A 5743-nucleotide genomic window follows, 5' to 3' on the forward strand; every position below is an offset into this window, starting at 1 on the left:
CCTCCAGCTCACGGGCGAGCTCGGCGGCCGTCATGGAGGCTCGACGGTGGGCTGCCGCCAGGGGCCGCCGCGGCGTCCGCGCCAGACCGTGCGACGCAGCAGCACGATGCCGCCGCCGATCACCAGCGCCCAGATCACCGGGAAGAGCAGGATCCACGGGCCGGGACCGCCGCCGTCGCCGAAGTTCGCCAGGGTCTGCATGTCGTCCAACTCCTCGATCGCTTCGTGTGCGGTGTCGCTTTCGAGAGTCGTCCGGGGAGGGGGCTTCGGTCGTCGTACGGCCAGCGGCACTGCGTGTACCCCGCGGGGAGTAGGCGGGCGGGTCTCGTCTGCTCCCCGCGGCACTCGACTTCTGTAACTACTGGTATGTACAGTGGCGGTATGAGCACCCCGGAACGGCTGATCGAGTCCACCCGCGAGCTGCTGTGGGAGCGCGGCTACACCGGCACCAGCCCCAAGGCGATCCTGGACCGCGCGGACGCCGGGCAGGGCAGCATGTACCACCACTTCAAGGGCAAGCCCGATCTCGCCCTGGCCGCGATCCGGCGTACCGCCGAGGAGATGCGCGCCACCGCCGCGGGAGTACTCGACGGTCCGGGCACGCCCTCCGAGCGCATCGAGGCGTATCTGCGGCGCGAGCGGGACGTGCTGCGGGGCTGCCCGGTCGGCCGACTGACGATGGACCCGGACGTCATCGCGAGCCCCGAGCTGCGCGCACCGGTCGACGAGACGCTCGACTGGCTGCGCGGACGGATCGCCGGGATCGTCGAAGAGGGCAAGACGCAGGGCCAGTTCGCGCTCGGCCTCGACGCCGGGGAGATCGCGGCGGCGGTCGTCGCGACCGTCCAGGGCGGTTACGTCCTCGCCCGCGCCTCCGGCTCCCCCGCCGCGTTCGACGCCGGGGTCCGGGGACTGCTCTCCCTGCTGGCACCCCGGACTTCTTGAGGAGATCTCCATGCACGCCCTGCACTACGAGATCACCCTGCCCGCCGGGTACGACATGGGCATCATCCGCGACCGCGTCGCCCGCCGGGGGCATCTGCTCGACGACTGGGACGGGCTCGGCCTCAAGGCCTATCTGATCCGCGAGCGCGGCCTGCGCGGCTCGCCGGTCAACCAGTACGCCCCTTTCTACCTCTGGAACACGGTCGACGGGATGAACTCCTTCCTGTGGGGCGGCGGTTTCCAGGGAGTCAGCGACGACTTCGGGCGGCCGTCGGCGCGCCAGTGGACGGGGCTCGCCTACGAGGAAGGCGACGGCTCGCAGGCGCGGTTCGCGGTACGGCGCCGCCAATCCGTCCTGAACGCAGGGCTGTTGTCCGAAGCGGTGGAGGACGCGGTGGGCGAGGCCCGGCGGCTGGCGGCGGAGGACGGAGTCCTGTGCGCCGCCGCGGCCGTCGACACGAGCCGCTGGGAGCTGGTGCACTTCTCCCTCTGGGAGCGCTGGGAGCAGGACACGCCCAAGGCCGACGGCGAGGTGTTCGAGGTGCTGCATCTGTCCGCTCCGGGCCGCGACCGGCTGCCCCGGGGACGCCAGTGGTGAGCGCGGTCCGCACGGTGCTGGGGGACGTGCCTCCCGCCGACCTGGGTGTGTGTGACGCCCACGACCACGTGTTCTTCGGCACTCCCCGGCTGCCCGGCCAGGAGCTGCGCAGCGTGGCGGCGGCGCGGGCGGAGTTGGTCGCGTTCCGGGAGCAGGGCGGTGGGGCCGTCGTGCAGTGGACGCCGTACGGGCTCGGGCGGCGGGCCGCCGACCTGCCGCCGCTGTCCCGGGAGACGGGCGTGCACGTGGTGGCCGCGACCGGTCTGCACCAGGCCGTGCACTACGACGAGGGCACGCTCGCCGGGCTGCGGAGCCGGCTCGCCGAGGTCTTCGTCTCCGAACTCACCGTGGGAATCGGGACGTCGGGGGTGCGGGCGGGGCTCGTCAAGGTCGCGGGCGGTTTCCACGCCCTGGACGCGCACGCCCGCTGGACCATGACGGCTGCGGCCGAGGCGCATCACGCCACGGGCGCGACGATCACCGTGCACCTGGAGATGGGCACCGGCGCGCTGGACGTACTGGACCTGCTGTGCGGGGAGTTGGGGGTGCCGCCGCACCGCGTGGTACTCGGGCACCTCAACCGCTCCCCCGACCTCGTGGTGCACCGGCAGGCGGCCGAGTCCGGCTGCTATCTGGCCTTCGACGGACCGTCCCTCACGCACCACGCCACGGACTGGCGGACGCCGGAGGCCGTACGGGCCCTCGCCGACGCCGGGTTCGGCGACCGGGTGCTGCTGGGCGCGGACACCACCACGGCCGCCGCCCGCTCGGTGGACGGCGGCCCCGGGATGCCCTATCTGTTGCGCCGGGTGCGGCCGCGGCTCGTGCACGCCGTGGGCGAGGAACTGGTGGGGCGCATCCTCACGGTGAATCCGGGCCGGGCGTTCGGGACCGAGTGGCGCTGACCGGCCTGGTCACCGGGTCTCAGCCGCCTGCCTGGTCACTGTCCTTCATCGCGCCCCAGCCGTGCCAGCGGTCGACCTCGATCCAGGCGCTGACCCGACGGCGGACGCGGTCCGGGTAGGGCTTGCCGGTGTAGTGCCGGGCGAGGAGGTCGATGTCGGCCAGGTCCTCGTCGTCGTACATCTCCGTGACGCGGCCGATGAGGGTGACGTGGGTGTACCACTCGTCGCCGGCGAGGACGGTGAGGGTGACGCGCGGGTCGCGGCGCAGGTGCTTCAGGCGCACCCGGCCCTCGTCGAGGTTGATCAGTACCCGGCCGTCCTTCCACGCGTACCAGGTGGCGGTGGAGACGGGTGCGCCGTCGGAGCGCAGGGTGGCCATGACGCACGGGTTGGGCCCGCTCAGCAGGGCGTCGGCCTCGGGCGGCAGCGGCGGCTTGGACATGGGGGGAACCTCCTAGGAGTCGGTCTTCTCGTCGAAGCTGGCGAAGTAGGCCGCGACCATGTCCTCCTCGGCGTGGCCCTGGGCGGCGGCGCGCTCCAGGCGGGCGGCGGCCGCTTCGGCGACGTCCAGGCGGACGCCGTGGTCCGCGCCGGCCTGAACGATCAGCCGGGCGTCCTTGGCTGCGGTGTTCACCGCGAACTGGGGCGGTGTGAGCCTGTCTTCGAGGACGAGCTCGGACTTGGCGCGCAGATAGCCCATGTCGAGCGGGCCACCGGCGACGAGGTCGAAGAAGCCGCGCGGGTCGACGCCGAGGGCCTCGGACAGGGCGAGGGCCTCACCGGCTGCGGCCGTGACGGCGAGGACCCAGCTGTTGGCGACCAGCTTCAGCCGGGTGGCACCGCCCCGCGCCCCGTCCGCGCCGCTCCACACGGTCCGGGCGCCGACGGCGTCGAAGACCGGCGTCACCTTCTCGCGCCCCTTGGTGGGACCGGCCGCGAGCACGGTCAGCTTCCCGGCCTCGGCGGGCTGGCGGGTGCCCAGGACGGGGGCGTCGTAGAAGACCAGGCCGTGCTCGCGGGCGAAGGCGGCCAGCTCGGCGACGCCCTCGATGCCGGCGGTGGTGGACTGCACCCAGGCGGTGCCGGGGCGCAGGGCGGGGACGGCCTCGCGCATCGTGTCCAGCGCGGCGGGACCGTCGTGGAGGATGGTCAGGACGACATCGGCGTCCTGGACGGCCTGCGCGGGAGTGTCGGCGATCCGCACGCCCTCGGTGGCCAGCGGCTCGGCCTTGGCCCGGGTGCGGTTCCAGGCGTGGACCGTGTGTCCGGCCCGGGCGAGGTTGCGGGCCATCGCGGCGCCCATGATGCCGGTGCCCAGGACGCTCACGGTGAGCTTGTCGGTCATTGCGTCAACTTCCTCGGTGGTGCGGTGCGAGCGGACTGCCTGCGACCCAGCCTGCCCGCTCAGCGGCGCGCCTTCCCGTAAGCGGCGCGGCCAAGCCTGATACCAGTGGGGTCAGTCTCACCGGATCACGGCCCGTCCCCGCTCACCCCTGCGCGGTCAGCGCTCCCAGCGGGTCGTCCAGAACCGGCTGCCAGGCCAGTTCCGCCGCGCCGACCAGGCTGTTGTGGTCGAGGGTGCAGGGCAGGATCGGGACGCCGCCGCTCTGGCCCCACAGGCTGCGGTCGGCCACGACCGCGCGCAGCCGGCCGGGGTCGGCGTCGAGGAGGGTGCGGTGCAGGCCGCCGAGGATGATGCGGTCCGGGTTGAGGATGTTGACCAGGCCGGCGAGTCCGAGGCCGAGGCGGTCGATGAGGGCCTCGGCGGCGGTGCGCACCCCCGGATCGTCGTAGTGGTGGCGGATCAGGTCGATGGACTGCTGGAGCAGGGACACCTCGGGGCCCGGTTCGCGTCCTGCCTCGGTGAGGAAGGCCAGCGGGTCGGTCTCGACGTCGAGGCAGCCGCGGCTGCCACAGTGGCAGGGGCGGCCCTCGGGGTGCACGGTGAGGTGCCCGACCTCCAGCGCGAGACCCGAACTGCCCCGGTGCAGGCGGCCGTCGAGGACGAGCGCGCCGCCGACGCCGCGGTGGCCGGTGGCCACGCAGAGCAGGTCGCGTGCGCCGCGGCCGGCGCCGTGCCGGTGTTCGGCGAGCGCGGCGAGGTTGACGTCGTTCGCGGCGAACGCGGGTCCGTCCAGGCCGGCCGCGCGCACCTGCTCGGCGAAGATGTCCCGGACGGGCGCGCCCGCGGGCCAGGCCAGATGGAGGGGGTTCAGGGCCAGTCCCTCGGGTTCGGCGACGGCGGAGGGGACGGCGAGGCCCGCGCCCACGCACCGCAGTCCGGTCTCGCCCAGCAGCTCGGCGCCGGCCGCGACGACGGAGGCGAGCACCTTGGCCGGGTCGGCGTCGACGACCTCGCAGCCGGGCGCGGTGGCGACGATCCGGCCGCCCAGTCCGACCAGCGCCGCCCGGAAGCCGTCGGAGTGGACCTGCGCCGCGAGTGCGACAGGCCCGTCGTCGGCGACGGCCAGCTTGTGGGAGGGCCTGCCCTGCGAGCCGGCCGCCGCCCCGGGCCGGGCGTCGACCCGGATCAGCCCGAGTGCCTCCAGCTCGGCGGCGACCGCGCCGGCCGTCGCCCGGGTCACCCCGAGCTCGGCGGTGAGCACGGCCCGGGTCGGCGCGCGTCCGGTGTGCACGAGTTCCAGTGCGGGCCCGAGCGCTCCGCGCCCCCGGTCCAGCCGCGCTCGCGAAGTGCTCCCATACCCCGCCTGCCGGGGGTCCGCCTTCCCGCTCATGAGGGCGAGTCTCCCATGATCCGCCGGGATGGTGGCCGAGCCCGCCGGCCGGGCGCCGGGGAGCAGCGCAGACGCGTGCGGCCGGGCATCAGAGGCCGCTGACCCGGAGGGTGACGTTGAGCCGGCCCGTCAGCCCCAGTCCGGGCGGTGCCGTGCCCGCGTGGACCCGGGGGACTCCGTGGTAGGCCGGGCGGGACGGGCCGCCGAAGACGAACAGGTCGCCGCTGCGCAGCTCGACGTCGGTGTAGGGCCGGGTGCGCGTCTCGGTGTTGCCGAAGCGGAAGACGCAGGCGTCGCCGAGGCTCAGCGACACCACCGGCGCGTCGGACTTCTCGTCGCCGTCGCGGTGCATGCCCATGCGGGCGTCGGCGTCGTAGAAGTTGATCAGCGCGATGTCGTAGTCGGGCGCCGGTCCGCCGAGGGTGTCGCGGACCGCCCGGCGGCCCAGTTCGCCGAGCCACCGCGGGAACGGCTGGACCGGGGCGCCGTCCCCGTCGGCGACCGTGCGGGCGTAGGCGTAGGGATACCAGTGCCAGCCGAGGCAGACCTGCCGGGCGGTC

General features: G+C 74.2%; 7 protein-coding genes and 1 pseudogene. 3 read left to right on the plus strand and 5 right to left on the minus strand.

The annotated features are described in order from the left end of the window. Positions 1–54: 54 nt before the first annotated feature. Positions 55–201 (minus strand): annotated as a pseudogene (locus ABZ281_RS34620) (SHOCT domain-containing protein); the annotation flags it as partial. A gap of 165 nt (positions 202–366) precedes the next feature. On the opposite strand from ABZ281_RS34620, the gene ABZ281_RS34625 reads away from it, so the two are divergent. The 3 genes from ABZ281_RS34625 to ABZ281_RS34635 are packed head-to-tail and all read left to right on the plus strand — an operon-like array spanning position 367 to position 2448. Next, positions 367–945 carry a TetR/AcrR family transcriptional regulator gene (locus tag ABZ281_RS34625; RefSeq protein WP_356662004.1) on the plus strand — a complete coding sequence of 193 codons (579 nt, stop codon included), beginning with the start codon at positions 367–369 and terminating at the stop codon, positions 943–945. Between the two features lie 10 nt (positions 946–955). Further along, a complete protein-coding gene (locus ABZ281_RS34630; RefSeq protein ID WP_356662006.1) occupies positions 956–1543 on the plus strand; it encodes a DUF4865 family protein in 588 nt (195 codons plus the stop codon). After that, positions 1540–2448, plus strand: coding sequence for a phosphotriesterase (locus ABZ281_RS34635; protein WP_356662008.1), 909 nt, complete (start codon positions 1540–1542; stop codon positions 2446–2448). Before ABZ281_RS34630 ends, ABZ281_RS34635 begins: the two co-directional genes overlap by 4 nt. A gap of 19 nt (positions 2449–2467) precedes the next feature. On the opposite strand, the gene ABZ281_RS34640 is transcribed toward ABZ281_RS34635, so the two are convergent. The 4 genes from ABZ281_RS34640 to ABZ281_RS34655 all read right to left on the minus strand — a co-directional run. Continuing rightward, entirely contained in the window at positions 2468–2890 is a 423-nt protein-coding gene (locus tag ABZ281_RS34640; protein ID WP_356662010.1) for a PPOX class F420-dependent oxidoreductase, read from the minus strand. A gap of 12 nt (positions 2891–2902) precedes the next feature. Next, entirely contained in the window at positions 2903–3856 is a 954-nt protein-coding gene (locus tag ABZ281_RS34645; protein WP_356662016.1) for an NAD(P)-dependent oxidoreductase, read from the minus strand. Positions 3857–3935: 79 nt separating this feature from the next. After that, on the minus strand, positions 3936–5183 hold the full coding sequence (locus tag ABZ281_RS34650) for an ROK family protein (RefSeq protein ID WP_356662012.1): 1248 nt from the start codon (positions 5181–5183) through the stop codon (positions 3936–3938). 88 nt (positions 5184–5271) lie between these two features. Further along, the coding region (locus ABZ281_RS34655; protein WP_356662014.1) for an alpha-ketoglutarate-dependent dioxygenase AlkB at positions 5272–5743 on the minus strand (472 nt) is incomplete at its 5' end.

The organism is Streptomyces sp. NPDC006265 (assembly GCF_040613555.1).
GTDB lineage: Bacteria > Actinomycetota > Actinomycetes > Streptomycetales > Streptomycetaceae > Streptomyces.

Excerpts from the sequence above, each read along its gene's own strand:
- ABZ281_RS34640 (WP_356662010.1), bottom strand. The coding sequence starts at position 2,890 with ATGTCCAAGCCGCCGCTGCCGCCCGAGGCCGACGCCCTGCTGAGCGGG.
- ABZ281_RS34630 (WP_356662006.1), top strand. The coding sequence starts at position 956 with ATGCACGCCCTGCACTACGAGATCACCCTGCCCGCCGGGTACGACATG.
- ABZ281_RS34650 (WP_356662012.1), bottom strand. The coding sequence starts at position 5,183 with ATGAGCGGGAAGGCGGACCCCCGGCAGGCGGGGTATGGGAGCACTTCG.
- ABZ281_RS34625 (WP_356662004.1), top strand. The coding sequence starts at position 367 with ATGTACAGTGGCGGTATGAGCACCCCGGAACGGCTGATCGAGTCCACC.